Below are 25,678 nucleotides of genomic sequence, written 5' to 3' on the forward strand. Positions count from 1 at the left end.
CGAAGGTGAACGGAGAATGAATTACGGTCCGTTTACTGGCGTCGTTGTGACCGATCACATAGCCGGTCAGGCGACCCACTTCGCCGACGCGAAGGTATGGTTTTCCAGCCGCACGAACCGGGCCATCCGCGCGATCAAATCATCCGTACGCGACGTCGATCGCGTACTGGGTGAACCCGAGTCGTTCATACGTGCGCAGCGCCGCCGTGTTGTCGCCTTCGACGTAGAGCTCGATCTCGGCGACACCGCGATCGGCGAGATGATGGAGTCCGGCCAGAGTCAGCAGCCGCCCGAGTCCGCGACCCTGCGCCGCGGGATCGACACCGACGATGTAGACCTCGCCCAAGGACTGGTCATGTACCTTCGTCCAGTGGAATCCGAGCAGTCGCGCAGGATCTCGGCTGTCGAACGCGAGGAACAATCCGTCGGCGTCGAACCAGTCGCTGCGCACACGCTCATCGATCTGATCGAGGGTCCATCCACCCTGCTCGGGATGCCAGTCGAAGGCGGCGTTGTTCACGCGAAGGATCTCTGCGTGGTCACCTGGCCCCGAATAGGTGCGCAGCACAAGGTCTTCGGCGACCTCGAGGGCAGGCAGCGACTCGGCATCAGGACCCACCGGGCGTCGGAGCTGCAGCAGTTCGCGGCGCCGTGCCAGACCCATCGACGCGGCCAGCGCAACCGCGCCGGGCAGATCCCCGTGCGCCCACGCCTGCGGGCCCGGGTCCGCGATCAGATCCGATGCCACAGCGAACGCCGACGACACCAGCGCCCGACCGAATCCGCTGCGCCGGTCGGCCGGGTCGACGACGGCCTCGACCATCGCGGACTCGCCGGGCCGACCCGGCAGCACGTTGGCGTAGCCGGCACCGGAGATCAGATGGCGCACACCCGAGTCGGCCGATGCGTCGATCGCGTGGACCGCCTGCTCGGAGAGCGGGGAGACGCCGTCCGCGGTGGTCGCCGACGCCACCAATCCGTGTGCGAAAGCAGCCATCTCGGGGGTCAGCCGATCGAGGACCGTCGGCTCGACTCCGGACTCAGTTCCCGGTGCTCGCACTGAACTCCTCATCGAACGGGCCGTCGAGATCGTCCGCGCCGAGATCGTCGTCCTCGTCGCCGACCACGTCGAGCGAACTGTCACCGGCACCCGGTCGACCCCGATTGGGGCGCACCGCTTTGTAGCCCACGTTGCGGACCGTGCCGATCAGGGATTCGTGCTCGCTACCCAGCTTGGCGCGCAGACGACGCACGTGGACATCGACGGTGCGGGTGCCGCCGAAGAAGTCGTAGCCCCAGACCTCTTGCAGCAGTTGCGCTCTGGTGAACACACGGCCGGCATTCTGGGCGAGGTACTTGAGGAGTTCGAACTCCTTGTAGGTCAGGTCGAGCGGACGACCACGCAGACGCGCGGTGTAGGTGCCCTCGTCGATGACGAGTTCACCGAGCGTCACCTTGCCGCTGGCCTCCTCCGACGTCATGCCCCGGGTCCGCACCACCAGCAACCGAAGTCGCGCATCGAGTTCCGCCGGACCGGTGGCCGGCAAGAGGAACTCGTCGAGCCCCCAGTCGGCATTGACGGCGACGAGTCCGCCTTCGGTCAGCACCGCCGCGACCGGAACCGATGAACCGGTGCTGCCCAACAGCCGACAGAGGCCGCGGGCAGCGGCGAGATCGGTGCGGGCGTCGACGATGGCGACGTCGGCGTTACCGGCCTCCATCAACGAGGACACCTCGGTTGGTGCGACTCGAACCGTGTGCGCGAGCAGTGAAAGCGATGGCAGTACGGATTCCGGATTAGGGTCGGCCGTCAACAGCAAGAGATCCATGAACCACTCCGATCTCGTCGTTCCCCAAACCCAAGGTCGCGCCGCCCCGGAACGCACCGTCGAGCCCGGTTCGGCGTCTTTCGCGCGACGGTCGATTGTTTACGCCGCCTTACCAACGTGTGCGCGATAGATGACAGAATAGCGCCAATGTCGCGTTTCGCTGTTAACAAGGCGACCGAGCGCGGTCGGCAGCGCACGCCTGAGCCCCGACCACGCCGACGCCACCCCGGACGTCGAGTTCTGGGCATCGGCATCATTCTCGTGACCCTGGTCACAATCGGTGCGTTCCTGGCCGATACGGCGGTCGCCATGCGTAGCGAACACAGTTTCTCTCGCGCGCTGCTCTCGTCACCGCACGTGATCTACGATCCCGAGGTCACCATCAGCGGTTTCCCGTTCATCAGCCATTCACTTGAAGGCGACTTCGCCGGGGCGGTGATCACCGCGCGCGGGGTGCCGATCGGGTGTCCGCCGCCCGGCGGATGTCACGCCGAACTGGGCGCCGTACTCGACGGTACGTCGGTTGTCAACGGGTTTCAGATCGAATCGAGTGACATAGTGCACACTTCGTCGATCGACGCCTACACACGGCTCGATTCGGTGAACCTCGGTCGCATGATGGGCATCCTCGACCTCACGGTCAACACGCCCGCACCGACCGACCGCGCCGGCGGGGGCGGCCCCTCCGATGGCCTACTCGAGCGTTCCAGCGGTGTCCTCCTGTCCGGGACCGTGCCCCTGCCACCCGTGGACGCCGACAGCCCGATCCCGCCATCCGCGTCGGCCTACCCCGGCCCCACGGTGAAGGTCAGCGTCGAGGTCGATCTGTCTGTCGTCGACGGGCGCCTGCACATCGAAGCAACCGGCTTCTATACCGGCCCCGAACGCCACATCGACTCCGATGTCGCGCCGGACCTCCGCTCCTATGTGCTGTCCCGCTTCACCACGACCCTCCCCCGCCTGCCGATGCCATGGAATGTGACGCCCACTCGCGCTCACAGCGAAGGAAGTGACGTGGTGCTCGCTGGCACACAAGGCGAGTCGGACCTCGTGCCGCGAGACTTCTGACCAGGGTGCGGCTGCGCCGACAGAACCCGGCATCACGCCGACAGAACCCCGCATCACGCCGACAGAACCCCGCATCACGCCGACAGAACCCCGCATCACGCCGACAGAACCCCGCATTTCGTCGAGAGAACCCCCCATCACGCCGAGAGAACCCTGAATTTCACCGAGAGAACCCTCGACCTGCGACGCAACCGGCGCATTCGCTCTTGACGACGGGTTCTCTCGGTGAAATTCAGGGTTCTCTCGGCTCCCATCGGCCGGGTTTGGGAGGCAGGGTCGGCTCTGTGTACCCTAGGGCCATGCAACGCCGCCGTGAGTTCATGCTCACTCGCCGTCGTGCGATCGACTTCTGTCGCGTCGCCGACTGTTGCTGTCGTTAGAACGGTGAGCGCGGCGCCTGCTCGGCGCGTTCACATTCACGATGGCGGCCGCGGCAGTTCTTGCACATCTGGCATCACTCGTCCGAGTCCGGACACCATTCTCGGTGGCCACTCATCCGCGACGAACCACCGCGCCGACATCATCCCGCATCACACGCACAACACATTTCGTTCAGGTATCCGGGAAGGATCAACCATGGCACGTTCCGACGTCCTGGTCAGCGCCGATTGGGCTGAGCAGAACCTCAACACCGACAACGTCGTCCTCGTCGAGGTCGACGAGGACACCAGCGCCTACGACGGTGGCCACATCGCGGGCGCCGTGAAGCTCGACTGGAAGACCGATCTGCAGGATCCGGTCCGTCGTGACTTCGTGAATGCCGAGCAGTTCTCCAAGCTGCTCTCCGAGCGCGGCATCTCCAATGAGGACACCGTCGTGCTCTACGGCGGCAACAACAACTGGTTCGCGGCCTACGCGTACTGGTACTTCAAGCTGTACGGCCACATCGACGTCAAACTGCTCGACGGCGGACGCAAGAAGTGGGAGCTCGACGGACGGCCGCTGTCCACCGACGCCGTTTCCCGTTCGACCACCGACTACAAGGCCGCCGAGCCGGATGTGAGCATCCGCGCGTTCCGCGACGAGGTCGTCGAGGCCATCGGCAACAAGAACCTCGTCGACGTGCGCAGCCCGGACGAGTTCACCGGCAAGATCCTGGCGCCGGCCCACCTCCCGCAGGAGCAGAGCCAGCGTCCGGGTCACATCCCCGGCGCCATCAACGTGCCGTGGAGCAAGGCGGCGAACGAGGACGGCACCTTCAAGAGCGACGACGACCTCGCCGAGCTCTACAAGGAAGCCGGCCTCGACGGCCAGAAGGAGACCATCGCCTACTGCCGTATCGGCGAGCGCTCGAGCCACACCTGGTTCGTGCTCAAGGAGCTCCTCGGCCATCAGAATGTGAAGAACTACGACGGCAGCTGGACGGAATACGGGTCGCTGGTCGGCGTCCCGGTCGAGCTGGGAGAAGGAAAGTAAATATGTGTGCTGCACCCAAGCAGGGACAGAAGCTGCCCGCCGGCGTCGACGTCGAGAAGGAAACCGTGTTGACCGGGCAGGTCACCGACTCGTCGGGAGCGGCCGTGGCCGGTGCCTTCGTGCGGCTGCTCGACTCGACCGGTGAGTTCACCGCCGAGGTCGTGGCGAGCCCGACCGGCGACTTCCGGTTCTTCGCCGCACCCGGCAACTGGACGCTGCGCGCACTGTCCTCGGTCGGCAACGGCGATGTGACCATCGCACCCGAGGGACCCGGCGTTCACGAGAAGGACATCGTCGTCTCGAAGTAATTCGTCCTCCCGGACATCACGAGGGCCCGGCCACCACACAGGTGGCCGGGCCCTCGACTTCTCTGACAGCCCTGTCGCTACGCGCCCTCGACGACGGCGGCGAGTCGATCGAGCGAGGCACGCAGACGGTCCGGGGTGGTCCATCGGGCGCGGGGCAGACGTTGCTCGTCGTGCAGGTTCGTCCAGTCATAGGTGTGGGTGACCACTGTCGCGTTCTCCCCCTCCGGACTGAGCTCCCAGCGCCACACATGTCCGCGGGGTTCGCCTCCCGGCTCCGCCGGACACCACGCGATCACGCGGCCCTCGTCGAACTCGACGACATGGTTCTCCCGGACCAAACCGTTGGTGAGGGTCATCGTGAAGATGTCGCCGACACGGGTCACCCGGTGGCCGCCGGGCGCGTCGGCCAGGTTGTCGTTTCCGTCCCACTCCGGTTGTCGGGCCGGGTCGGCGATCAACTCGAAGATGCGCGCCGCGGGCGCCGACATTCGGAGAGAAGCCTGTGAGATCCGCTCTTCTTCGGTCATGTACCCATCCAACCACTCGCGCGGGGGACCTCGGGTCGATGACGATGCGGCCAGGCGCTAGACTCGGCGCGTGGTCCTTTTCTTCGAGATTCTGCTGATTCTGGCATCGATTCTGATCGCCTGGTTCGGTGTCTACGTCCTCTACCGTCTGATCACCGACGAGTCGTGAGTTCCGCCGACGCGGACAACACCGAGTCGGGCGGTGCCGATTCGGGCGATTCTCGTCCGGTCGGACGCAGGTCTGGCGACGAAGCGATCAACCTGGCGGCCGAGCGTGCCAAGGAGACCGCGGAACGCAACCTCCCGCAGTGGGGCGAACTCCCCCTCCCGCACGACACGGCCAATCTGCGCCACGGCGCCGATCTGCATTCGGGCCTGCTGGCCCTGCTGCCCATGGTCGGGGTCTGGCAGGGCGAGGGCGAGGCCAACGACCCGGAGACCGGCGAGGACTATCACTTCGCTCAACAGATCATCGTCAGCCACGACGGGCAGAACTTCCTCAACTGGCAGGCCCGTTCATGGGTGATCGACGAGGATGCGCGTTTCGTTCGGCCTGATCTCCGCGAGACCGGCTACTGGCGCATCGGCCCCGACGACTCCATCGAGCTGCTCCTCGCCCACGCCGAAGGTTCCGTCGAGCTGTTCTACGGTCAGCCACTGACCCAGACGTCGTGGGAACTGGCCACCGACGTCGTGATCAAATCCGACTCCGGGAAACGCACCGGCGGGGCCAAGCGGCTGTACGGTCTGGTCGAGGACGGCGACCTCGCCTACGTCGAGGAACGCGTCGACGCCGACGGCGACCTCATCCCCCGTCTGTCGGCCAAGCTGCGTCGCTACGCCGGCTGACGTACCGCGCCCGGTCGCGATGTCGCGGCCGGTCAGTGGTCAGCGCGTCGCAGCCAGCGTCGGCGATCCGACCACGCCAGATACAGGTTCTTCTTGGGGATGGCGCTGTAGACCACCGCACCGAGCATGATCACGACCGATCCGTAATTGGTTGCGGTACCAGGTCTTCCGGGCGACCCGGGGATCAGGGCGCCGGACGACGACAGCCCTGCGGGGCGGCCGGGGTGGCTGTCCACCCGCTCGCCGACGACGGAGAACACCTGTCCGGTGTCGGCGTCGGCGCGGACCGGGAAGGTCCTCCGGCTGCGCGGTGCGATCTCGGCGACCGCCCGCTCCTGATCGCGGTTGTAGATCACCGCGATCGATTCGTCGCCGGTGTTCCGGATGGTCATGGTCTCCGCACTGTTCCGATACTGATAGGTGACGCCCGAAGCCTCCGCATCGAGGTGTACCTGATCGGGATAGCCGCTGTCCCAGTCGGCACTCCACGGGGTCAGATAGTGGTGATCGAGGTGATCGCGCCGCGTCGGGATCGGCAGGTCGCTGGGCATCAGTTCCCCGGCGGAGAACCACATCACCCCCAGAAGCGTTGGGCAGGAATCGGTTCGGGGCGCCTGCACGTAGCAGACCTGATCCCCCGGCGGCACCGGCACCGATTCTCCGGGTGAGGCGACGACCAGATCGAGCGGGCCGTCGGTACCCACGGTCAGCACCGCCACCTCGGCATCGCCGCTATTGTGGATGGCCACTTCGCCGTCGATCCGCGTGTAGTACACACCGCGCGACAGCGGGTCGGCGAAGACGAACGACGGGGTTCTCGAGGTTCCGAAGTCCACGTCGCCGGGCTTCCAGTACCGCCCGTCGGGATCACGGTCGGACCAGTGCACCTCGCCGGGGCACGGACCGTCGAGGATGAACTGTGGTTCGTCGCTCTGCGGGTCGAGGCCCTCGACGATCTGGCCCACGAGCACCGGCCGGCCTCCGAGCCGTTCGGTCTGCACGATGTGGAACCCGGCGATGGGCAACGCAACCGATGCTCCGGCCGGCAGGTGACTGAACACGGTGTCGTCGGTGGCGGAGAGCTGCGGGGTGGACAGCACCCCGAGGTCGGCGACGCCCTGGTTGTGCAACACGAGGTGGTCGGCGCCCGCGGGCCGCGAATAGGTGAGCCCGGAGACATGTCCGGAGATCCAGGTGGCAGCGCCGTCGTTGGTCCAGTCGGCGTCGTCGGGAGTCAGGAAACGGGTGCGCACATCCTCATCGACGTGCAGGTCACCCTCCTGCAGTTCCGTCAGCCGGCCGGTGATCGGTCCGTCCAGGTCTGGCACCACGTGTGCGTGCGTCGTGGTCATGTCGGTCTCCCTTGGCGAGTTCTTCGTCCATGTGTGATTCGCGTCCCGGCCCGGCGCGGATTGGGTCGGTGATCAACTCCGATCGACGCCTGTGAACAGTTCACGCCACGTGCACGTGAGGGGCACGAGTAGTCAACTACTTGAATTACCGATCGCAGCCCCTGTGACGTGCGTTACATCGGGTCGGGTCGACGGACATATGGGCGCAGTGCCCGTCCCGACTGCGCCGAGCGCCGAGCGCCGACAGAACCCCACATCACGCCGACGGAACCCAAAACCCCGCCGACAGAACCCCAGATCTCGCCGACAGAACCCTATCGGCGCATCTGGACAGGTCCCCTTGTCACCGACCGAAGCCCTGACGATGCGCCGGAGGCTGGCCGCTGCAGGCCGGACCGGTCCGCATAGTCGCTTCCGGTCCCGCTTCTGGATTCCGTCGACGCGAAAACGGGTTCTGTCGATGCAAAAACGGGTTCCCTCGGCGCAAAAACGGGTTCCGTCGGCGCCAACTCGGGTTCCGTCGGCGCGAAAACGGGTTCTGCCGATGCAAAACTGGGTTCCGTCGACGCAAAACCGGGTTCCCTCGGCGCAAAACCGGGTTCCGTCGACGCAAAACCGGGTTCCGTCGGCGAGGCGCAAGTACTCGAGACGCAAGCGGCCCCCGTACCACCCGCGAACGGGTCTGGGCCGATCAGACAGGATCGGGGTACGGGGGCCGGGTGACCATCTGGGATTCGCCGGCACGGACGGTGCATCGTCGCGGGTGGGACCCGCCGCGCACGCCGTGGCAGTGAAGCCACGGTCCGCGTCAGCGGATGGTCACCTCACGTGTCCAATAGTCATACAACTTCGAACCACCTCCTTCCTCGTGTACAGCCGAAGATACGCCCGCCCCCGCAGCGGTCGCAACGCTTTTTTCAGGCTGTCTGCGCGGCCGCCGTCTCGACCACCGAACAGTCCGAATTCACGGCCAGAACATCTTGTGCCGCAATGTGATGCGTCACGATGACGACGGTTCTTTGTTCGCCGAAGAGGCCTGGGCCGGATGCGATGATGCGGCGCAGCAAGGCGGCGCCATCGGCGGCGTCGAGGTGTTCGGTCGGTTCGTCGAGCACCACCACCGGCGCCGGATGCAGCAGCGCGCGGGCCAGGAGGATGCGGCGGCGCTGACCGCCGCTGACGGCGTCCGGACCGGCTGTGAGATCGGTGTCGATACCGTCCGGCAGCGAGCGCAGCCACTGACCCAGGCCGACCGCGTCGAGCGCCGCGATCACGTCGTCGTCGGTGGCATCGCCACGGGCCACCAAGAGGTTCTGCCGGACCGTTGTCGAGAAGATGTGACCTTCCTCCGCGAAATAGCAGGTGGCCGCGCGTGGATCGACCGGCTCACCGACGCTGTCGCGGCAGTCGATGGAGCCGGCGCGCGGCGCGAGCAGACCGGTCAGCGTCAGTGCCAACGTCGACTTCCCCGAGCCGCTGGGTCCGATCACCACCATCCGGGCGCCTGGCGGCAGTCGGAGATCGAGCCCGCCCGCGGGACCGAGTTCCGGGCCCGACGGCCATCCCCAGCGCAGACCTTCGGCCGACAGTCCGACCGGTCCGGGGTGGATGACCCGGTCGCCGACGTCGCCGCCTTCCCGATCCACCGCGGGTGTACCTGCTTCGTCGACCAGCGCCATCACCCGCGCGGCGCATTGTCGACTCCGCTCGAGCTGGATGCCCGCCTCCGTGAGCGGTCCGGTGGATTCGAACGCGGACAGCGGCAGCAGGATCAACACCCCGAGGATCATCGGTGTCAGACCGTCGCCGGACGCGACTGCGGCGATCGACCCGGGAACAGCGGACGCCAGGTGGATGCCGATGATGCATGCGGCCAGCAACGACACCCCCATCGACAGCGGGGTGGCGGCGCTCGCGGCGGCTTCGTGACGCAACCCGCGGTCCGAGGCAGCCAGTGCCGCCGCGTCGGCGTCCGCCGCCGCCGCGAGGACACGCTCGCGACGTCGCGCCACGGTGAGTTCGGGCGCGTGCCAGAGGGCCGCCACCGTGGCCTCGGACGCCTCGGCGGCCGATGACGCCGCGTCGGTGATCGACCGGGCCGACCCGCGGGCGGCCAGCCACGGCGCCACGACTCCGCTGACGACGAGTGCGACGGCGAGCACCGCGGCTGCCCAGACGGACACGATGGCCATGATCAACACCGCCGCCACACTGGTCACCGCTCCCACCGCGATCGGGATCACGCCGCGGATCAGGGCATTGCCGATCTCGTCGATGTCATCGCCGGTCCGGCCGAGGAGGTCGCCGCGACGCAGGGTCACCGAGTAGGCCGGCGCGCCGGACGCCAGCGTGCGGTACACGCGTTCGCGTGCGGTGGCCATGGCGCCGAGCGCGAGGTCGTGGGTGGCCAGGCGCTCCAGGTACCGGAACACGCCCCGGGAGATGCCGAGGGCCCGCACCGCGGTGATCGCCACCGAGAGAAAGAGTACCGGTGGCATCTGCCACGCGCGGGTGATCAGCCACGCCGACAGCGCCGCCAGGCCGAGTGCCGACAGCGAGCCACCGACGCCGAGGAGCACGGAGATCACCAATGGACGACGGTGCAGTCCGAGAAACACGAATGCGCGACGCAGTGGATCGACGCTTGCGACCGGGGCGGACACCCGCGGCTCAGTGTGCACGGTTCACCCCGTCGAGGTCGATGATGTGGTCGGCGAACGACCGTGCGATCGGATGGTGGGCCACCACCACCACGGTGGCCCCGGCCCGTGCACGCGTCGCGAGCATGTCGAGCACCGCCACCGCGGACTGTTGATCCAGATGCGCGGTGGGTTCGTCGAGGAGCATCAGCGGCGCATCCGAAGCGAGCATTCGGGTGAGGGCCAGACGTTGACGCTGCCCGGCCGAGAGTCCGACGCCACCGGCACCGACCACCGTGTGCACCCCCTGCGGTAGCGAGTTCAGCACCTCGTCGAATCCTGCCGCGGACGATGCCTGCTCCAGCGTGACGTCGTCGAGACGGCCGAACAGATCAAGATTCTCGGCGACCGTGCCCGGCACGACGACCGGTTGCTGCGGCAGCCAGGCGATCTGCGCGTGCAGCGCCTCGGGTTCCAGCTCGAGCACCGGGATCGTGCCGATCCGGACGGAGCCGGTGTCGGGCCGGATCAGGCCCATCATGGCCAGCAGAGTCGTCGACTTCCCCGTGCCGTTGGGACCGGTGACCACCGTCAATGCACCGGCGGCGATCTCGCCGTCCAACCGTCGGGGTGCCCAGCCGTCGCGGCCGTGCACGCCCAGGTCGGTGAGGGCGATCGTCGCTCCGGCGATCGAACACGTGCGATGGCCGGTCGGGGCCGCGGGATGATCCTCACCGGCGTCGATGAGATCGGCGACCTCCCGGGCGGCGGCCACGCCGTCGGCGGAGTTGTGGAACTGTGCACCCACCTGCCGCAGCGGGTGATACGCCTCGGGCGCGAGGACCAGAGCGAGGACGCCCGCATAGAGGCTCATGTCGCCGTAGACCAGACGCAGCCCGATCCCGACCGCCACCAACGCCACACAGAGCGTCGCGAGCAGTTCGAGGACCGCACCCGAGAGGAACGCCACCCGCAGCGCCGACATCGTGCTGCGGGTGTGCGCGTGGGACAGCGACGCGACCTGGGTTGCCGCACCTCGGGATCGGTTCAGCGCGCGGAGGGTGGGGAGCCCGGCGATGAGGTCGAGCAGTTGGGCGCTCAACCTGCTCATCGCCGCCAGCTTGCGTGCGGTGCGCTCGCGGGTCATGAGTCCGATCAGCACCATGAACAGCGGTATCAGCGGAAGGGTGATCAGAATGATCAGCGCCGACGGCCAGTCGGTCAGTGCGATGACGACAACGACCGTCGGCGTGACGGTGATCGAGACGATCAGCGCCGGAAGGTAACCCGACAGATACGGACCGAGACTGTCGAGCCCGCGCAGCAGGACCGTCGCCGCGTGGTCCCGACGTGCCGACAGTTCGCGCGGCGATGTACGCGCGGAATCGGTCAGCGCATCGAGTGCGCGGGCCCGCAGCTGCGCGATCACGCGTGCCGACGCCCGATGCGCATAGCGGTCGTGCAGGTAGGTGAACACCACCCGCATCGCCACCGCGCAGGCGAGTACGACCAGATGTGTCTGCTGCGCTGCGACCGTGCGGGTGGCGGGATCGACGATGAGCTCGGACACGATCGACGCCACCATCGCCGCCGTGATCAGGACGGCGACGAGCGTCGCGAACGAGAACGCCGCGGTGGCAAGCACATAGCCGCGAGCGACCGACGAATAGCGGAGCAGCCGGGGATCGATCGGTCCGGTCCGGGACGACGCTGCCTCACGTCCCGGCGCCGCGTCGGTGACGCCGACGGAGTCCTCGGGCCGGACCTGGGTCATTCCGCCGACGCGCGCAGCGACGGCAGCCCGCTCGGTTCGGGGATCTGCTCGACCGAGATCCGCTTCCGGAACACCCAGTAGCTCCACGCCTGGTACCCGATCACCACAGGCGTGATGATGAGCGCCGCCCACGTCATGATGGTCAGCGTGTAGTGGCTCGACGACGTGTTGTCGATGGTCAAGGTGTACGCCGGATCCGTCGTCGACGGAAGCACATTCGGGTACAGCACCGAGAACAGGGTCGCCACCGTGCCCGCGATGGCGACCGATGTCGCGGCGAACGCGATGCCCTCGCGCTGCATCTGCGTGGCGAGGGCCATCACCACAGCGGCGACCGCGGCGATGAGCACCGGAATCCATGTCCACCCGTTGCCGTGGGCGAACTGTGTCCAGAGCAGGAACGCGGCTGCCACCACCAGCGTCGGGATCGCCAACCGTGCGGCGTACGTCATGGCGTCGCGTTTCAGCACACCCGAGGTCTTGAGCGCGAGGAACACCGCGCCGTGCGTGAGGAAGACCAGCAATGTGGTCAGCCCACCCAGCAGGGCATACGGATTGAGCAGATTGAAGAATCCGCCCGTGTATTGGGCATCGCCATCGATCGGTAGCCCGCGGATCACGTTGGCGAACGCCACACCCCACAGGATCGCCGGGATCCACGACCCGAGCCCGATCCCGATGTCGGCCCATTTACGCCACTTGGGGTCGTTGATCTTTCCGCGCCACTCGATCGCACAGACGCGGGTGATGAGCCCGACCAGGATCAGGAACAGCGGCAGATAGAACGCCGTGAACATCGTTGCATACCAACCACCGAAGGCCGCGAACATCGCTCCGCCCGCGGTCAGCAACCACACCTCGTTGCCGTCCCAGACCGGGCCGATGGTGTTCAGGATCGCCCGGCGCCGCTTGTCGGGATCGGCGATCTCATCGGTCGGTGCCACCGTGTCGTCACCGCCCGTGTGGCTGCGGCCGAGGAACGGCATCAGCATGCCGACGCCGAAGTCGAATCCCTCCAGGACGAAGTAGCCGACGAACAGCACCGCGATGAGCAGAAACCAGAATTCAGGCAGTCCCATCGGAGGCCTCCTCAGTACGCGAACGAGAGTTGTTTGGGCTCATCGGTGTCCGACGGCTCGTCCGGTGGTATCGCGTCGTAGGTGGCCGGGCCCTCGATGACGTAGCGACGCTGGAGCAGGAACCAGACCACGCCGAGCGCACCATAGAGCAGGGTGAAACCGATCAGCGTCACCCAGACCGTCGCCGCGACGTGATTCGACACCCCGTCCTGGACCAGCATGTGGATGCGCAGCGGATCGAGGTCGTCGGCCCAGTTCGGTACCACGACCCACGGCTGACGGCCCATCTCGGTGAAGATCCAGCCGGAACTGTTGGCGAGGAACGGGGTCGGGATCATCCACAACGCCAGCAACCCGAACCGTCGGGACTCGACCACCCGCTTCTTACGGGTCAGCCACAAGCCGCCCAACGCGACGACGGCCGAGCCGAGTGCCCAGGTGATCATCGCGCGGAAGCCCCAGTAGGTGACGAAGAGGTTCGGGGCGAAGTTCTGCCCCGGCATGTCGAACTGCTCCTGATACTGCGCCTGCAATTCGTTGACGCCCTGCACGGTGCTGTGGATGTCACGGTTCGCCAGGAACGACAACATGTTCGGTATCTCGATGACCTCGGTGATGTTGTCGCAGTTGTTCTGCCGCCCGATGGCGAGTACCGAGAAGGGAGCGCCGGTGGTGGTTTCACACAGAGACTCGGCGGAGGCCATCTTCATCGGTTGCTGCTTGAACATGATCTCGGCCTGGATGTCACCCGTGATGAACAGCGCGACGCCGGACACCAGCGTGACCCACAGCGCGAATCTGGTCACCGGACGCCACAATTGGCGGGCGTCGCGCTCGAGGTCCTCCGGTGTGGCGTCGATCTGGCTGGGCGACGTGGTCTTCGGCATGCCCGACGTGTCGCCGGTCTCGATCGCCTCGCGAAGCTGCTTGGCGCGCCACATGTTCCGGGCCATCCACCAGCAACCGACCGCGGCGACACAGGTTCCCGCGGTGAGGAACGCACCCGCGATGACGTGGGGGAAGGCCGCGAGCGTGGTGTTGTTGGTGAGCACCGCGACGACATCGTTCATCCTCGGCCTGCCGCGCTCCTCATCCCAGACGACGCCGACCGGGTGCTGCATCCACGAGTTCGCCGCGATGATGAAGTACGCCGACGCGTTCACGCCGATCGCCGCCAGCCAGATGCATGCGAGATGGACTCGACGCGGCAGGCGCCCCCAACCGAAGATCCACAGACCGATGAAGGTGGACTCGAGGAAGAAGGCGACCAGCGCTTCGAGAGCCAGTGGGGCACCGAAGACGTCGGCGACATATCGGCTGTACTCGCTCCAGTTCATGCCGAACTGGAACTCCTGGACGATGCCCGTGGCCACGCCGAGCGCGAAGTTGATCAGGAACAGCTTGCCGAAGAACTTCGTGGCACGCAGCCATTGCTCGTTGCCGGTCACGTGCCAGACCGTCTGCATCACCGCGATCATCGGCGCGAGGCCGATGGTCAACGGCACCAGCACGAAGTGATAGACGGTGGTGATCCCGAATTGCCATCGGGACACATCAAGAGCGTCCATGTCGCCTCTGTCAGAGTCGGTGTATCGGGCTGCGATACACGGCCGGACCGATCTGGGGAACTTCTTGCCGAACCCCGACTACTACTGACGGTAGTAGTCGATTGTGGACCACGCTACGCTGCATCAACGGTTCGGTACAACCAACCAAAGTCATCATCGCACTCGGTATGTAATTGTGGGGTGGATCTCGACGGCGGCGGGGTCGGCGTCCGAGTCACCGGAGCACTCGGAGCGTGCCGTCCGCCGAGCCAATTGTCAGTCAACGCAAATGGCGCGGTCCACCAAATCCGCGAATTCGTCGTGACCCGACGCGACTGGCATGACATAGCGGTTCAGCGAGGTCACCCGGGCGGCCAGCGCAACGCTGCTGATCAGCCACACCGAGTCCGCCGCAATCAGATCCGCTCGCCGGATCGGCTCGATCTTGGTCGTCCACCCTTCTGCCGCTGCGGTCTCGAACACGGCCCGCTGGGTGGTACCCGGCAGGATGCCCGCCTCGGCCGGCGGCGTGACCAGCGTCTTCCCCGTGACCGCAACAACGGTCGAGCGTGGCCCTTCGAGGACCGAGCCCTCGCTGCTGAGGTAGATGACGTCGTCGTAGCCGTTGGCCGCCGCGTGCCGCAAGGCCGCCATGTTGGTCGCGTAACTGAGCGTCTTGGCGCCGAGGAGCTGCCACGGAGCCGTGGCGGCGAGATCGGTGGAGTACCCGCGTTCCAGCGTCACCACGGACACACCGTCAGCGCGCGCGGAGGCGACGCGCTCGGCGACGGGGCCGACCATGACGTAGGCGGTCGGACCGGAATCCGGCGCGCTCTCGCGGCCCCGGCTGTAGATCAGACGCAGCCATGCCTCGGCGTCCTGGTGGTCGGCCGTCCACTGTTTCTCGGCGATCGCGATCGCCGCGAGCCACGCATCACGATCGGGTTCGGGCAGTTCCATCATCTCGGCGCTACGCCCGAGCCGGTCGAGGTGCGCGGCGATCTTCCGGGTTCGTCCGGACCGGATGAGAAGGGTTTCGAACACCCCGTCTCCGCGCAACGCCGCCAGGTCGTCGGCGTGCAGGAACGGGACGTCGGGGTCGTGCACCGTGCCGTCGAGGGACACCAAGATCTGGGCTGCCATGGTTTCCAGGCTAGAGCAGCGACACCCGCGCACCCGGGACCGACAGACGTCGGCCCAACGAACGGTGGCGACGTCAGATCCGGGCAGATCAGCGGAGCTCCAGCCCGCCGCCGCAGTGCATCTACAGGTAGCCGCCGTCGACGGACACCCAGCCCCGCCGAGCAAACCACAACCCGATGCCCCGGGCGTGGGCGAACGCAACTCTCCTCCCGACCCGTAGAATCAACCTGTGACCGCGTCGCCCATTCTGACCAGGTATTCCACTCAGGGCGCCGTCCCCGGACCCCTTGCCGCCGACGACGATCAGCTCGTCGGCGTGGCATGGCATTACGGCGACCCGCTCGGTGAACAACGCACCGCCGAGCGTTCGGTCGCGATCATCGACCGCTCCGACCGTGCAGTGATGGAACTGCCCGGCGCCGAGCGCCTGACCTGGCTGCACACGATCTCCAGCCAGCATGTCGCATCGCTGGCCGACCGCACCAGCGCCGAGAACCTGTCCCTGGATGCCAACGGCCGTGTCGAAGAACACTTCGTCATGACCGACATCGACGGCATCACCTGGATCGACTGTGAGGGAGGCCGTGGCAAGCCACTGCTCGACTTCCTCACCAAGATGGTGTTCTGGGCCAAGGTCGAGCCGGCCGCGCGCCCTGACATGACGGTGCTGACACTCGTCGGACCCGACGTCCGGCATGGCCGGATCGCCGAGCTGTTGGAGCTCGATCCCGACGCGCCGGTCTACGCGGCCGGCAGCCTCCCCGAACTGCATCACGAGGACGAACCGCTCGGTTTCTGGCGCATCATGCCCGGGATCGGCGACGGTGCACGTCTGCCCGTGGTCGATCTCGTCGTGCCCGACTACACGGTGGATGCCTGGTGGACCCAGCTGACCGAGGCGGGCGCGCGGATGGCCGGGACCTGGGCCTACGACGCCCTGCGGGTCGCGGCCCTGCGCCCGCGACTGGGTGTCGACACCGACGAACGGACCATCCCCCACGAGGTGAACTGGATCGGCGGGCCGGAGGCCCAGGGTGCGGTCCACCTCGACAAGGGGTGCTACCGCGGACAGGAAACCGTCGCGCGGGTGCACAATCTCGGCAAATCGCCCCGTCGTCTCGTGTTGTTGCAACTCGACGGCAGCACTGACCATCGGCCGGCTCCCGGGGACCCGGTGACCGCCGGCGGCCGCACGGTCGGCCGGGTCGGGACCGTGGTCGATCACTTCGAACTCGGACCGATTGCGCTGGCGCTGGTGAAACGGTCGGTGGGGCCGGATATCGATCTGCTCGTCGACGGCGACGAGCCGGTGAGCGCACGTATCGATCCCGACTCGGTCCACACCGAAGACCATGTACAGGCCGGCCGGGCCGCCGTCGAGCGGCTCCGTCACGGCGGGGTGGCCGGTTCGTGAGGAGCGACTCTCGCGAGATTCCTCAGGGAGCGATTGAAGGATTTCGCGGAATGGTGACCAACTCATCAAGTCACGGCGTCGTGTTGGCCGTCTGCGCGGCGACCGATGATGTGATCCTCGAGAACATCGGCGCCAGTGGCATCGACAAACGTCCTCAACCGGGCCGCGTGGCGGTGGGTGAACTGGGACTGAAGCCCGATCACGTGGTCGACACCAAGCATCACGGCGGCATCGACCAGGCGGTTTACGCCTACAGCGAAGCCGAGGCACGGCGCTGGGCGGACGAACTCGGCCGTGACCTGCCGTTCGGCTGGTTCGGCGAGAACCTCCGCGTCGACGGCATGCCGATCACCGATGCCGTGGTCGGCGAACGCTGGACGATCGGCGACGACGGCCTGCAGGTGGAGACGACGATTCCACGCACGCCCTGCCGCACCTTCGCCTCGTGGGCGGGCGAGCCGCAGTGGGTCAAACGGTTCATGGACCGCGCCGATACCGGCTCCTACCTGCGCGTTCTCACACCCGGAACGGTCGCACCCGGCGATAGGGTCCAGGTAGTACACCGCCCCGCGCATGGTGTGAAGGTGCGGCATCTCCTCCCCGGTACGGACGCGGATGCGAACGCTTTGTCGGTGCTGCTGGGCGCCGACGGCCTGGCGCCGAAGGTTCGCCGCGAGGCGTCGCGAAAACTGGCGCGGATGTGACCTGGCGCGCTCCGGTGGGATGTTTTTCCGCTGGTCGCGCCACGCTCGGCAGGGCGATCCGCATTATCTGAACGAGCGCGCTAAACTGGTGCCACGACAGATTGACTAACTAGAGAACGGGGCCGCCAAGTGTTTGGCCGCCCCGTCATTGTGCGAGGGGGTCCCATATGGGCCGCGGCCGGGCGAAAGCAAAGCAGACGAAGGTTGCTCGTCAGCTGAAGTACTCCACTCCGAACACCGACTTCGACAGCTTGCAGCGCGAGCTGTCCGGGTCGGATGACTCGCCGGATCGCCGGGATCCGGTCGACGAGTGGGCCGACGAGGACGAGTGGCGTCGAGCCTGACGCCCTAGCGACGTCGGCAACACCCTCGTTCCTCCCGCGCCGATCATCGGCGCGCATCTACGCAAACCACACCTGAGCCAGACCACGGGCATCGCCCTACGGTGGGTGCTCAGGTGTGGTTGTGCGCTACCCCGGTGAAGACCGGTGTGGCCTCGCCGCAAGGCGCTGTCCGTCTGTCGTCGGCGCGCTTTCGGTCGAGGATGCCCCACACCTACCCCGGATTGCGCTCGGACCCTGCAGAAGTCGGTCGCCACCATTCCTGGGCGCCGAAGCCGGGATCGAGATCCGACAACGTCTGATCGCGACCTGCACCGGGTACGACGTGGAAGCAGATGCTGCTGCGTTCACTCACCAGGGCCAGCGGCCACCACAAGGCGCGAACGTACGCGCGTGCGAGCTCTTCGCCGTCCCACGTGTAGATGCCGCGATACAGGTTGTGGCCGTCGTCTGCGATCCACAGCTTCGACACGAACCCGGGAAACCCGACGAAGAGCGGTGTGTTGAGCATGCTCTCGACGCGGAACACCGCGTGGGCGAACCGGTTCGACCCGATCCAGCGCAGCCGGAAACCGACGATCAGGGTGACCGGATCGGCGACATCGTCGGTGTCCAGGACGGTCTCGCGATAGACGCGGCCAGACGTGCCGTCCGCGAACCGGATGGTCCGGTCGACGTTGTCGTCCGGGAGGGGTACCCGCCGGGCCCCCAGCAGTTGGATGGTCGCCGCGATGCACCGCGCGACATCACCGAGTCCTCGGCGCGCAGGAAGGTGTTGCACCCTATCGATCTGGCCTGTCGATGCGCCCATGACGATGCCTCTCTCTCCGGGCGAGGATCTCCCTCACTCAGTGAACCTCGACCGCGGCAGGTCGGCGAGAGGCAAAAGGCCCGATGTGGACCGTCAGAAGCGGGGATGCTCCCCCGACAGCACGACGCGCGGAAGTTCGTGGTTCTTGGGCTCGGAGGACCGTTTGATCGAGCCCAACACCCAGTTGTCGACATGGCGGGCGGTCAGCACCGCCTGGGCACGCTCGGTGTCCTCCGGGGCGACGACGGCCACCATCCCGACGCCCATGTTGAAGGTGCGTTCCATCTCTTCGCGTGCGACTCGGCCCCGTTGCGCGATCAGCGCGAAGACAGGTGCGGGCGTCCAGGTCTCACGTTCGATCTCGGCGACCAGCCCCGCCGGGATCACCCGCGCGAGATTCTCGGCCAGGCCGCCCCCGGTGATGTGGGCGAAGGTGCGTACGTCGGTCTCCGCCGCCAGGGCGAGACAGTCGCGCGCGTAGATCCGGGTCGGTTCGAGTAGTTCCTCGCCGAGGGAACGACCGAATTCCTCGACGTGGCCGTTCAGGTCCATATGACCCCATTCGAGGAGAACCTTGCGGGCCAGCGAATAGCCGTTGGAATGCAGACCCGACGACCCCATGGCGATCACCACGTCGCCGGGCCGTACCTTTTCCGGCGACAGCAACTGGTCGGCCTCCACCACACCGACGGCGGTGGCCGACAGGTCGTAGTGGTCCTCGTCCATCAGACCCGGGTGTTCGGCGGTCTCACCGCCGAGCAATGCGCAGCCCGCGTCGACGCAGCCGTCGGCGATACCGGCAACGATCTGGGCGACGGTCTCGGGCACCACCTTGCCGACGGCGACGTAGTCCTGCAGAAAGAGCGGCTCGGCCCCGCAGACGACGAGATCGTCCACGCACATCGCGACGAGATCGCGGCCCACCGTGTCGTGCTTGTTCATCGCCTGCGCGATGGCGAGCTTGGTGCCGACGCCGTCGCTGGCCGCGGCGAGCACCGGCTCGCGGTAGTTGCCCTTGAGGGCGAACAGACCGGAGAAACCGCCCAGGCCACCCATCACCTCGGGGCGTGAGGCCCGCTTGGCGTGTGGCGCAAAGAGTTCGACCGCGCGCTCACCGGCATCGATGTCGACGCCGGCCGCCGCGTAGGAGATACCGCCGTCGGCGCCTTCGTGAAGGTCGGCCTGACTGTCGGCAGCCGAATCCCGATCGGTCATCTAGCTGAGCACCCCTTGTCGAAAAGTCCAGGTGGTCGGATCTCCGGGTGATCGGAGGCTCCGTCGTCGCATGCCGTCAGCAACTCGCGTTCTGACGTTCGCGCACGAGTCCCGACGGCGAATACGCTACCCGACCGCGGTGCGGCTGTACTGTCCGGTGTGGGTCGGCACGCGGACGATCAGGGCCGCATCACGGCGCTGACGTTGTCGTTGGGCGCGGCGAGCGGATCGCGCCCGTCCGCGGCGGCGCTGGCGAGCATCTGTTCGAGGACCGCCTTACCCATCGAGGTCTCCCTCGGCAGTTCGATCGGGTATTGGCCGTCGAAACACGCCGCGCAGAGGTTCTCCGCCTGCTGGTCGGTGGCCGCGATCATCTCGTCGATGCTGATGTAGCCGAGTGAGTCCGCCCCGATGGCCTGCCGAACACCGTCGACCATGCCCTCTTCGGACTCCATGCCATTGGCGATCAGCTCGGCCGGCGACGCGAAGTCGATTCCGTAGAAGCAGGGCCAGCGAACCGGACTGGACGCGATACGGACGTGCACCTCGGCCGCACCGGCCTCGCGCAGCATCCGGATCAATGCGCGCTGGGTGTTGCCGCGGACGATCGAGTCGTCGACGACGACCAGGCGCTTGCCCCGGATCACTTCACGGAGCGGATTGAGTTTGAGTCGGATGCCCAGCTGGCGAATGGTCTGCGACGGCTGGATGAAGGTCCGCCCGACGTAGGCGTTCTTCATCAGGCCTTGTCCGTACGGGATGCCCGATTCCTGGGCGAAACCGACCGCGGCCGGGGTGCCGGACTCGGGCACCGGGATCACGAGGTCGCCGTCGGCCGGGTGCTCCCGGGCGAGCCGACGCCCGATCTCCACGCGGGTCGAGTGCACCGAGCGGCCGTGGATGACGCTATCGGGCCGGGCGAGATAGACGTATTCGAAGACACAGCCCTTGGGCTGGGGCTCGGCGAACCGCGAGCTGCGCACGCCGTCGGCGTCGATGGCGAGGAGTTCGCCGGGTTCGATGTCGCGGACGAACGACGCGCCGACGATGTCGAGGGCGGCGGTCTCGGACGCCACCACCCAGCCACGGTCGAGTCGGCCCAGAGAGAGCGGCCGCACCCCGTGGGGGTCGCGAGCCGCGTACAGCGTGTGCTCGTCCATGAAGGTCAGGCAGAACGCGCCGCGCAGCAGCGGCAGCAGTTCCATCGCGGCCTGCTCGATGGTGCTGTCGGCGGCGCCGTGGGCCAGCAGGGCGCCGACGAGATCCGAGTCCGACGTCGCGGCCGTGCTCATCACCCCGAGGGCGCGGGCCCGACTGGCGAGATCGGCGGTGTTGACCAGGTTGCCGTTGTGACCGAGAGCGACACCGGTGCCTGCGTCGGTGTTCCGGAAGATCGGCTGGGAGTTCTCCCACGTCGTCGAACCCGTGGTGGAGTAACGGCAGTGCCCGATCGCGACGTGACCGGACATCGCGCCGAGCGTCTGCTCGTCGAAAACCTGACTCACCAGGCCGAGATCCTTGAAGACCAGCACCTGCGACCCGTCGCCGACAGCGATACCCGCGGCTTCCTGTCCCCGATGCTGCAGCGCGTAGAGCCCGTAGTACGAGAGCTTGGCGACGTCCTCACCGGGCGCCCAGACACCGAATACACCGCATTCTTCGCGCGGTTCATTCTCGGGTTCATCGGAGATGTGTGCCGTACCGCGGGCCGGCGAGGGAGCGAGTAGGTTTTTGCTGTTGATCGACAAGTCGGTCATCCGGTGCGCTCCCTGGGGCTGCGAGAAAACATGACAACACGTTGGTGGATGGGGAGATAACCCCAGCGTACCGGCCGGTAGCCATTCAGTGCGAAACATGTAGCGGCGCGGCGGCCCGAGCTATTCCGGCGTGTGAGCAATCCCACCCGGGCGGCACGCAGGGACACCCCCGTCATTCCTGGGCTTGCGGACCGACCGGGACGATCGGCAACAGCTCCGCGACGGCGGGCGCACGGTGGCCCGACGCGCTGAGCCGCCCGTTCGCGACAGCGTCGTCGAAACTCTCCAGCCCGGTCGCGAGCAACAGCCACTCCCGCGGATTCATCTCGAGCACATTCGGTGGTGTGCCCCGGGTGTGCCGCGGACCCGGGATGCACTGCACGGCCACGAACGGAGGCACGCGGACCTCCACCGAGTTGCCCGGTGCGAGCTGCGCCAGCGTTCGCGCGGTGAGCCTGACGGCGGCGGCCAGATCGGTCCGCGACGGTTGCGGCACGGTGTCATCCCGGAGCCACGGCGCGACCGCGATCACGGCGTCACGCACCTGGGCCGGATCGATCGGTTTGCGCGCTGCCACGTCGACCATCATGCACCATTGGTTCATGGGAACCGACGTGGCAAAACGGGAGTTCACCGGTGATGACCGGGTGCGGTTCCGCAGGCAGGTAAGCCGTGGCACCGAGGCGATCGCGCGGATGCTCTCCGACGGCTTGTTCACCGATCAGGGGAAGCCGCCGGAGCCGCTGTTGGGGATGGAAGTCGAACTCATTCTCGTCGACGACGACATGAATCCGGCGATGGCCAACGCCACCGTCCTCGACGCGATCGCGGACCCCGACTATCAGACCGAACTCGGGCAGTTCAACATCGAGATCAACGTGTCGCCGCGCCCGTTCGTGACCGACGACACCATCTCCCTCGAACAGGCGCTGCGTACGTCACTCAACCGCGCCGAGCAACGCGCCGCGAGCACCGACAACCACCTCGTGATGATCGGCATGCTGCCCACCCTGAGCGCTGAGCACTTCGCCCACCACTGGATCTCGGCCAATCCACGCTACGACCTGTTGAACCAGCAGATCTTCGCCGCCCGCGGCGAGGACATCGAGATCGACATCAGCGGCGTCCCGCTGGGTGACGACCACCCCACCGAGCGACTGCACACCACCACCGACTCGATCCTCCCCGAGGCCGCCTGCACCTCGCTCCAGCTGCATCTGCGCGTGGCGCCGGAAGACTTCGCCGCCCATTGGAATGCCGCGCAGAGCATCGCCGGCATACAGGTGGCGCTGGCCGGCAACTCACCGTTCCTCGCCGGGACGGCGCTGTGGCACGAGAGCCGCATCCCGGTCTTCGAGCAGGCCACCGACACCCGCCCGCTCGAACTGAAGAATCAGGGTGTCCGGCCCCGGGTGTGGTTCGGTGAGCGCTGGATCAACACCATCTTCGATCTGTTCGAGGAGAACACCCGCTACTTCCCTGCCCTGTTGCCGGTGTCGACCGACATCGATCCGATCGACGAACTCGATGGGGGCCGCACCCCGGCGCTCGACGAGTTGCGACTCCACAACGGCACCGTCTACCGCTGGAATCGTCCGGTGTACGACGTCGTGGACGGACACGCACACCTGCGGGTGGAGAACCGCGTCCTGCCGGCAGGTCCCACGGTGGTCGACACGATGGCCAACGCCGCGTTCTACTACGGCGTGGTCCGTGGGCTCGTCGACTCCGACCGACCGCTCTGGTCGCAGATGTCGTTCAACGCCGCCGCCGAGAACCTGCACTCCGGGGCGCGGGCCGGACTCGAAGCGCAGCTCTACTGGCCGAACGTCGGCTGGGTGCGTCCCGACGAACTGACGTTGCGCCGGTTGCTCACCGTGGCCGACACCGGCCTGCAGGCCTACGGAGTGTCGGGCAAGGCACGCTCCCGCTATCTCTCCGTCATCGAGGGCCGGTGCATCACCCGGCAGACCGGCTCGGTGTGGCAGCGCAAGGCCGTTCTGGCACGTGAGGACGCCGGCGACGACCGGTCCACCGCTCTGCGCGGGATGCTCGGCGATTACGTCGACCTCATGCACGAGGGCGAGCCGGTCCACACCTGGCCGATCTGAGCAACGAAGCGTCACCACCCGGTCTCTGAGGAAACCTCGCGAGGAACGAGCGATGCGTCACGAAGGGCCCTTCGTGACGGCCCTCCGCTTGCGCTCCGGGCCTCCTCAGGGATCGGGGGTTGAGCGAGCATGCGAATGCGTCCCCACCCGGTCCCTGAGGAGCCTCGCGAGGAACGAGCGATGCGTCCCCACCACCGGCCCTTGAGGAGCCTCGCGAGGAACGAGCGATGCGTCACGAAGGGCCGACACAAGCCCCGCGCGGACACCGAACGGGCCTATGCGGTGTTGCCCTGCGGCCGATGAAACGCCGCGAGTTGTGCGCCCGCGGCGGCGAGTCCGAGACCGGCGGCCACAGCCGCGGCCTTGTTGCCGGTCAGTTTGGAGTCGAGTCCGAGCTTCCGGTCCACGCTGAAACGTCCCGGTCCGAGGGCAGCCAGTGCTATGGCCGCCACCGATAGGTTCGCGACGTACTCCCAGCCCTCGGACGTGATGAAGAAACCGTTCGGCAGGTGCACCGAACGAGCGGCCACGGCCATCGTCCCGACGACGGCGGAGGCCGCCACGGGTGTGCCCGCCCCGGCGAGGATGGCGCTACCGGCGCCGACCTCGACCACGGCTGATGCCTGCGCCTGCAGTTTGGGCTGTTTGAAACCGAGCGAACCGAACCAGCCCGCCGTGCCGTCGAGGCTGCGCCCGTGCTTGACACCATGGGCGATCATCGTTCCGCCTATGGCCGCGCGCAGCAGCAGTTGAACTGCTGTGTTGTCGGTCGACGGTCGGGTGAACGGGCTCTTCATCGTTGTGTACCTCTCAGCGTTGAACGTCATCGGGCATGTCTGGCCATGAGATCAGGTCTCGGAACGGAGTTCCACCCCCGCGGCCCGCTCGAGCACCCGGACCACCTCGGTTTGATCCGCACGAGGTCCGAGCTCAGCAAGGGCCGACGCCCACGCCCGACCGAGCGCCGACCCCACCTCGAGGTCCACCCCGCACTCGCGCGCGAAGTCGAGCGCGATACCGACGTCCTTGTTCATCAGTGACGCCGTGAATCCGGAATCAAATCGCCGACTCAGCACGAAGGCACCGAACTTCGTCTCCGTCGCCTGATTGCGGCCGCTACTCGCATTCAGCACGGCCAGCAGTGTCTCCGGGTCGATCCCGAACTTCGCGCCGGCGACAAGGACTTCGGCCGCCGCGAACAGCCCCGTCGCGGAGAGCAGATTGTTCAACGCCTTTGCGGCATGGGCGCTTCCGGCCGGACCCACGTGAATGATCTCCCGCGCGGTCGTTGACAGGAGTGGTCGCACGGTCTCGATGGAGCCCTTCTCCCCACCGACCATCACCGCCAGATCGGCGGCGACCGCCCGGGACACCCCGCCGCTGACCGGGGCATCGAGAAGCGCCACCCCCGACTCTGACGCTGTCTCGGCGAGTGCTCGAGTGCGTGAGGGGACGCTCGAACTCATGTCGACGATGATCGATCCCGGCGCGAGAGAACGGAGCAACCCTTTCGCACCGAGGACGACGTCCTCGACAACATCACTGGTCGGCAACGAGAGCACGACGATGTCGCAGTCGCCCGGCTCCCCCGTGATCGCCGTCGAATGCTCGCCGACAAAGCGTTGGGTCGCAACGGGATCGGCATCTGCGACGACAAGGGGCTGGCCGGCGGCCGCGAAGTTCGCGGCGATCGGCGAGCCCATCGCGCCGAGGCCGACCATCGCCACTCGACGCCCCGGGAGCGGCGGGCGGTCGGTCATCATCCCTCCGCGGTCTTGCTTGTTCTCCACGGGA

The 25,678-nt window shown here is 67.0% G+C and carries 23 protein-coding genes; 8 read left to right on the forward strand and 15 right to left on the reverse strand.

The window, feature by feature from the left end:
• Positions 1–139: 139 nt before the first annotated feature.
• A complete protein-coding gene (gene mshD, locus AC4AMJ_RS18270) occupies positions 140–1,060 on the reverse strand; it encodes a mycothiol synthase (protein WP_489899614.1) in 921 nt (306 codons plus the stop codon).
• Positions 1,041–1,829, reverse strand: coding sequence for a winged helix-turn-helix transcriptional regulator (locus tag AC4AMJ_RS18275; RefSeq protein ID WP_489899613.1), 789 nt, complete (start codon positions 1,827–1,829; stop codon positions 1,041–1,043). Before AC4AMJ_RS18275 ends, mshD begins: the two co-directional genes overlap by 20 nt.
• A 147-nt stretch (positions 1,830–1,976) precedes the next feature.
• Between AC4AMJ_RS18275 and AC4AMJ_RS18280 the strand changes: the two genes are divergently transcribed.
• From AC4AMJ_RS18280 to AC4AMJ_RS18290, 3 genes are all read left to right on the forward strand, one after another.
• Complete coding sequence (locus tag AC4AMJ_RS18280) at positions 1,977–2,897, forward strand: LmeA family phospholipid-binding protein (RefSeq protein WP_489913747.1); 921 nt, start codon at positions 1,977–1,979, stop codon at positions 2,895–2,897.
• 576 nt (positions 2,898–3,473) lie between these two features.
• Complete coding sequence (locus AC4AMJ_RS18285) at positions 3,474–4,313, forward strand: sulfurtransferase (RefSeq protein ID WP_489899611.1); 840 nt, start codon at positions 3,474–3,476, stop codon at positions 4,311–4,313.
• Between the two features lie 2 nt (positions 4,314–4,315).
• On the forward strand, positions 4,316–4,621 hold the full coding sequence (locus tag AC4AMJ_RS18290) for a DUF1416 domain-containing protein (protein WP_489899610.1): 306 nt from the start codon (positions 4,316–4,318) through the stop codon (positions 4,619–4,621).
• Between the two features lie 77 nt (positions 4,622–4,698).
• Here the strand turns inward: AC4AMJ_RS18290 and AC4AMJ_RS18295 are convergent, their stop codons facing one another.
• Positions 4,699–5,148, reverse strand: coding sequence for an SRPBCC family protein (locus AC4AMJ_RS18295; RefSeq protein WP_489899609.1), 450 nt, complete (start codon positions 5,146–5,148; stop codon positions 4,699–4,701).
• Positions 5,149–5,403: 255 nt separating this feature from the next.
• Between AC4AMJ_RS18295 and AC4AMJ_RS18300 the strand changes: the two genes are divergently transcribed.
• Positions 5,404–5,997, forward strand: coding sequence for a heme-binding beta-barrel domain-containing protein (locus AC4AMJ_RS18300; protein ID WP_489900768.1), 594 nt, complete (start codon positions 5,404–5,406; stop codon positions 5,995–5,997).
• Between the two features lie 32 nt (positions 5,998–6,029).
• Here the strand turns inward: AC4AMJ_RS18300 and AC4AMJ_RS18305 are convergent, their stop codons facing one another.
• The 6 genes from AC4AMJ_RS18305 to AC4AMJ_RS18330 form a co-directional block, all read right to left on the reverse strand.
• The gene (locus AC4AMJ_RS18305) at positions 6,030–7,349 is read right to left on the reverse strand and encodes a hypothetical protein (protein WP_489913749.1); all 1,320 of its coding nucleotides are present in this window, start codon (positions 7,347–7,349) and stop codon (positions 6,030–6,032) included.
• Positions 7,350–8,266: 917 nt separating this feature from the next.
• Positions 8,267–10,012, reverse strand: a complete 1,746-nt coding sequence (gene cydC / locus AC4AMJ_RS18310; protein ID WP_489913751.1) for a thiol reductant ABC exporter subunit CydC — start codon at positions 10,010–10,012, stop codon at positions 8,267–8,269.
• 7 nt (positions 10,013–10,019) lie between these two features.
• A complete protein-coding gene (gene cydD / locus AC4AMJ_RS18315) occupies positions 10,020–11,762 on the reverse strand; it encodes a thiol reductant ABC exporter subunit CydD (protein ID WP_489913753.1) in 1,743 nt (580 codons plus the stop codon).
• Entirely contained in the window at positions 11,759–12,841 is a 1,083-nt protein-coding gene (gene cydB, locus AC4AMJ_RS18320; protein WP_489899600.1) for a cytochrome d ubiquinol oxidase subunit II, read from the reverse strand. The genes cydD and cydB overlap by 4 nt, the downstream gene beginning before the upstream one ends.
• A gap of 11 nt (positions 12,842–12,852) precedes the next feature.
• Complete coding sequence (locus AC4AMJ_RS18325) at positions 12,853–14,409, reverse strand: cytochrome ubiquinol oxidase subunit I (RefSeq protein ID WP_489899599.1); 1,557 nt, start codon at positions 14,407–14,409, stop codon at positions 12,853–12,855.
• A gap of 255 nt (positions 14,410–14,664) precedes the next feature.
• The gene (locus AC4AMJ_RS18330; RefSeq protein ID WP_489913755.1) at positions 14,665–15,531 is read right to left on the reverse strand and encodes an aminodeoxychorismate lyase; all 867 of its coding nucleotides are present in this window, start codon (positions 15,529–15,531) and stop codon (positions 14,665–14,667) included.
• Positions 15,532–15,760: 229 nt separating this feature from the next.
• On the opposite strand from AC4AMJ_RS18330, the gene ygfZ reads away from it, so the two are divergent.
• From ygfZ to AC4AMJ_RS18345, 3 genes are all read left to right on the forward strand, one after another.
• A complete protein-coding gene (gene ygfZ / locus AC4AMJ_RS18335) occupies positions 15,761–16,945 on the forward strand; it encodes a CAF17-like 4Fe-4S cluster assembly/insertion protein YgfZ (protein WP_489899597.1) in 1,185 nt (394 codons plus the stop codon).
• A gap of 53 nt (positions 16,946–16,998) precedes the next feature.
• Positions 16,999–17,649 carry an MOSC domain-containing protein gene (locus tag AC4AMJ_RS18340; RefSeq protein ID WP_489913757.1) on the forward strand — a complete coding sequence of 217 codons (651 nt, stop codon included), beginning with the start codon at positions 16,999–17,001 and terminating at the stop codon, positions 17,647–17,649.
• Positions 17,650–17,816: 167 nt separating this feature from the next.
• Complete coding sequence (locus AC4AMJ_RS18345) at positions 17,817–17,993, forward strand: DUF3073 domain-containing protein (RefSeq protein ID WP_489899594.1); 177 nt, start codon at positions 17,817–17,819, stop codon at positions 17,991–17,993.
• A gap of 211 nt (positions 17,994–18,204) precedes the next feature.
• On the opposite strand, the gene AC4AMJ_RS18350 is transcribed toward AC4AMJ_RS18345, so the two are convergent.
• The 4 genes from AC4AMJ_RS18350 to AC4AMJ_RS18365 form a co-directional block, all read right to left on the reverse strand.
• Positions 18,205–18,801, reverse strand: a complete 597-nt coding sequence (locus AC4AMJ_RS18350) for a hypothetical protein (RefSeq protein ID WP_489913759.1) — start codon at positions 18,799–18,801, stop codon at positions 18,205–18,207.
• 93 nt (positions 18,802–18,894) lie between these two features.
• Positions 18,895–20,016: a phosphoribosylformylglycinamidine cyclo-ligase gene (gene purM, locus AC4AMJ_RS18355; protein ID WP_489913761.1), complete on the reverse strand. Its 1,122-nt coding sequence runs from the start codon at positions 20,014–20,016 to the stop codon at positions 18,895–18,897.
• A 179-nt stretch (positions 20,017–20,195) separates the two neighbouring features.
• A complete protein-coding gene (gene purF / locus AC4AMJ_RS18360; protein WP_489913763.1) occupies positions 20,196–21,773 on the reverse strand; it encodes an amidophosphoribosyltransferase in 1,578 nt (525 codons plus the stop codon).
• A 172-nt stretch (positions 21,774–21,945) separates the two neighbouring features.
• The gene (locus AC4AMJ_RS18365) at positions 21,946–22,359 is read right to left on the reverse strand and encodes a sterol carrier family protein (RefSeq protein WP_489918462.1); all 414 of its coding nucleotides are present in this window, start codon (positions 22,357–22,359) and stop codon (positions 21,946–21,948) included.
• Between the two features lie 16 nt (positions 22,360–22,375).
• On the opposite strand from AC4AMJ_RS18365, the gene AC4AMJ_RS18370 reads away from it, so the two are divergent.
• Positions 22,376–23,884, forward strand: a complete 1,509-nt coding sequence (locus AC4AMJ_RS18370) for a glutamate-cysteine ligase family protein (RefSeq protein WP_489913765.1) — start codon at positions 22,376–22,378, stop codon at positions 23,882–23,884.
• A 275-nt stretch (positions 23,885–24,159) separates the two neighbouring features.
• Here the strand turns inward: AC4AMJ_RS18370 and AC4AMJ_RS18375 are convergent, their stop codons facing one another.
• Positions 24,160–24,681 (reverse strand): DoxX family protein, encoded by a 522-nt coding sequence (locus tag AC4AMJ_RS18375; protein WP_489899589.1) that lies wholly within the window; start codon positions 24,679–24,681, stop codon positions 24,160–24,162.
• Positions 24,682–24,732: 51 nt separating this feature from the next.
• Positions 24,733–25,674 (reverse strand): NAD(P)-dependent oxidoreductase, encoded by a 942-nt coding sequence (locus AC4AMJ_RS18380; RefSeq protein WP_489913767.1) that lies wholly within the window; start codon positions 25,672–25,674, stop codon positions 24,733–24,735.
• Positions 25,675–25,678: the final 4 nt, after the last annotated feature.

The sequence above is a fragment of the Gordonia sp. LMA484 genome (assembly GCF_058129505.1).